Source organism: Variovorax sp. CAN15, assembly GCF_030462475.1.
Lineage (GTDB): Bacteria > Pseudomonadota > Gammaproteobacteria > Burkholderiales > Burkholderiaceae_C > Variovorax.
On the sequence record NZ_JASMRZ010000169.1, the window covers coordinates 1 to 2818 of the forward strand.

Below are 2818 nucleotides of genomic sequence, written 5' to 3' on the forward strand. Positions count from 1 at the left end.
GGTAGACCCGGACCGACCACCAGTAGCGCAGCATCAGTGCGTTCGAAATTTGACGATCGAGGAAGTCGCGCACGCCGACCTTTCGATCCAGGTTGTCGGAGAGGTCGCGATAGAACTGCGGCCGTTGCCACGACCAGAGAAGCCGACAGAACTTCAAGTAGACGTTGTCGAGAGTCATTCGTTTGCCCCCTGCCTGGCGAGGCGTTCTCGGGACTGCGCCCGCGCCATGTAGCGATCCCAGTCCCCGTACTTGAAGCAAGCGGTGGCGTCAACGACTCCGCGAAGGGCCTTCACAAGCACGTGCTCGAACGCGGTCTTGCCGGTCATGTCCGCACTGCTCAAGTCGTTGTCCGACCGGCTGCAATAGATGTGGTGCGCCAGGGTGTCGTCGTCTTCACGCACTGCGCTCAGCCACTCGTCGTCGGGGCTGAACATCTCTGCGATAGCGGTGAGGCCCGAGGTGCCGCGAGAGCTGCAGCGTTCGCAACCGTTCGGGTTTCTCCAGCGCAATGCGGAAGTCTCGTAGCCCAGGGCCTTGAGGTTGCGCGCGATCAGGGCCACTTCTTCGTCGTCGTCGACTTGCTCGGTGCGCAGAGCGCAATGGGGGCAGAGCTTTGCGACGATGTCTTGGTAGATCAGCAGGCTCAGCTGTCCGGGGCCTGTGAGCACCGAGCGCGTGAGCCCTATTTCCGGATCGATGAGCCGCGGCACGATGCCTGAGAGCAGATGGGCGTGCACGGAGCACACAGCCATGTGACCGGTAAGCGAGAACTGCTGTGACGCGTTCGCGCTGTAGTAGTCGCGCACCTCGTTCATGATGATGATGTCCGGGTCCGAGCGCACGAACGCCGTGGTTTGCTCCGTCATGCCCGCCTTCGATGAAGCCAAGTCGGCCATGTCACGCTGCAGGTACACCTGATGGACATGCTTCAGCCGGTACTCCGAAGGGTCCTCCAAGGAAATGATGCAGAGACGTGGTGCGCGCGGATTCAGCTCGATGAAGGATTTGATCGTCGTTGTCTTGCCGCCGCCGGTCTCACCAGCGGTGATGACAAAGCCATTCGTTCGGCGTTGGGCTTGCTTGAGGAGGCGGATGTGCGAGTCCTCGAAACCCAACTGCTCGAAGGTCAGGGTCGGCTTCTCGTCATCCACGTCGAGAAAGCGAAGGACTGTCTTGGGGCCGTACACGCCCTTCAAGGACTGAAATCGCAACTTGAGCTTGCTACCCGGGACCTTGTCGTAAGGCACCATGCAGTACGCGTTCTTGTCTTGATGAAAGCTGCTGTCTGAGTTCGACTTGGTCTCGTGCAGGGTCCCGAACATATAGGACGAGACACCTTGCACAAACTCGGCTGTGAACTGCCCGTTGTTCGGCGTACGCATCAGCTCGAGCTCACCGTTGACGCGATAGCGAACCTGGCCGCGTTGTCCCCAAGTCTCTAGATGGGCATCTGTGGCCCCCACCTTGACGCCATAAGCAATCCAGTCGTGTGCCGCGAGCGCATATTGATTGTTGGCATCGGTGGCCGAGACGACTGCCGATGTGCCGCCCCCGGCGCGCTGGATCTTTTCGATGACGTCTGGATCTGCCGTGTGAATGTGGATTTGGTATCCGCGGCCGATCAACCGGCCCTTCACCGACTCCAGCAGAGCCTGCTCGACGCCGCTATGGGCCAGCAACGCCGACTGGCTGGACACCTCCAAGACTGCAACGCGCGAGAGGTCGGCCTTGCTCAGCGACACGACGGCTTGCTCCCCGTCTGTGAGCCTGCGAATGAACGGCGGCACTCCTGCGAACGTCGCGATGTGCCGGTCTTCATTTTTTGATCCGGTGTGCGAGCCCGGCCCCGAAGAGGCGGCTCCATCGGCCTTCGACTCGTTGGCCGCCTCTACTCCGGATGCCATCACGGTCTCGAACTTGAGGTTCGGCGGTGGCGGCGCCAGTGATGCTGACGCGGAGGTGCCTGCGGCATCGCGCTTGCCGTCCATGTTGAACACTCGCTTGAGGAAGTTCATTTAGATGGCCTCCCCGACACGCACGACCCGCTGCCCGCAACGTGCCTTAGCGCGCACGTCGGCCGCCGTGCATGCCCGAAAGAGCACCAGGCCGCGTTGCTCGATAGCCGTGACCGTCTGGCCATTGATCTTCATGCCGACCAGTGCCAGCGCCAGCCGTTGTTCCGAAGCAAGCTCTGCTACCCAGACATGGTCGCGGGTGTACATGGCGTGCAGCACGATTTGAGGACGGGCCTTCGTCGGCGCCGTCGAGGCAGCACCAGGTGCACCAGGCTGGGACAGCGCCGGAAGCGGATTCGACTTCAACTTGGCCGCCATCTCAGCATCCTCCTGGTCTTTCTGGATCTTCAGGATTTCCAGCTGCTGCTTGGCGCGCTGAGCGTTTGCCAGTTCCCCCAGCGTTTGCCCTGCGGCGGACGGCATGAAGAGGACGACGAGGCCTGCGATGGCAAGCGAGGGGAGGTATTGGCTAGGATGCATTGCTGACATAGAAATTTCCTGTGAGGCGGGCCTTGGCGCGACTGAGGGGTTCGCCCTTGGAGTCGCTGACGTCGACACTCCAGCCCGTCCAGATCACGTTGGCGGGCGCGGTGTCGACGGCTTCGAGAAGTTGCGGAAGCGCGACGGCCTCCACGTCAAACTTGCCGGCGGCGATCGCCTTCGGATGCTTGAAGGAGTCGGGGACGCCCTCGGCTTGCGGCCAGAGGCGGGGCGGCGAGACTTGGATCGTCAGCCCGGCAACCAGCCAGTCCTGCAGCTTCGAGGCTTCCGGGCCCTGAATGAAGGACGGCATGCCCGGTAG

The 2818-nt window shown here is 62.0% G+C and carries 3 protein-coding genes; all 3 read right to left on the reverse strand.

Annotated elements, in window-relative coordinates:
* Positions 1-174 precede the first annotated feature (174 nt).
* Positions 175-2016, reverse strand: coding sequence for a GspE/PulE family protein (locus QMO14_RS33070; RefSeq protein WP_301512349.1), 1842 nt, complete (start codon positions 2014-2016; stop codon positions 175-177).
* Positions 2017-2505 (reverse strand): hypothetical protein, encoded by a 489-nt coding sequence (locus QMO14_RS33075; protein ID WP_301512350.1) that lies wholly within the window; start codon positions 2503-2505, stop codon positions 2017-2019.
* A partial coding sequence (locus QMO14_RS33080; protein WP_301512351.1) for a hypothetical protein occupies positions 2486-2818 on the reverse strand: 333 nt, incomplete at its 5' end. The genes QMO14_RS33075 and QMO14_RS33080, both read right to left, overlap by 20 nt.

Excerpts from the sequence above, each read along its gene's own strand:
- QMO14_RS33075 (WP_301512350.1), bottom strand. The coding sequence starts at position 2,505 with ATGTCAGCAATGCATCCTAGCCAATACCTCCCCTCGCTTGCCATCGCA.
- QMO14_RS33070 (WP_301512349.1), bottom strand. The coding sequence starts at position 2,016 with ATGAACTTCCTCAAGCGAGTGTTCAACATGGACGGCAAGCGCGATGCC.